Raw genomic sequence first — 415 nt, forward strand, 5'->3', positions numbered from 1 at the left:
TTTTATGACCGCAACAATGACAGGTTTTCGAACTGGCAAACCATTGATCCAGTTTTACCAGATGGACGCCTTTTTCTGCGGCTTTGTATTCCAGCTTTGTGATAAAACCATGCCAGCCTGCATCACCGATAGCGCGAGCCAGACAGTGGTTTTTCATCATATTCGCCGATTTCAGTGTCTCGACAATTACCGCTTGGTTTTCGTCAATAATTGCACGAGAGAGCTTGTGTTGAAAATCAGCACGGGCATTGGCTACCCGTAATTTCACGATGTAAACGCGCTTCAATCGGTGCGATTTTCGGGATTTTTTATCGCGCCATCAATGACTTTTGATCCCGACACAATGATAGCTAGATTGTCTGCCATGCTTACTTTTAAACGTGGGAAAACGGGCTTTTAGTTTCGGATTAAAAAA

1 pseudogene is annotated in these 415 nt (G+C 43.9%); it reads right to left on the reverse strand.

The annotated features are described in order from the left end of the window. Positions 1-415 (reverse strand): annotated as a pseudogene (locus tag BHE89_RS21370) (zinc ribbon domain-containing protein); the annotation flags it as partial.

Source organism: Shigella sp. FC1967 (assembly GCF_001743005.1).
Taxonomy (GTDB): Bacteria; Pseudomonadota; Gammaproteobacteria; order Enterobacterales; family Enterobacteriaceae; genus Proteus.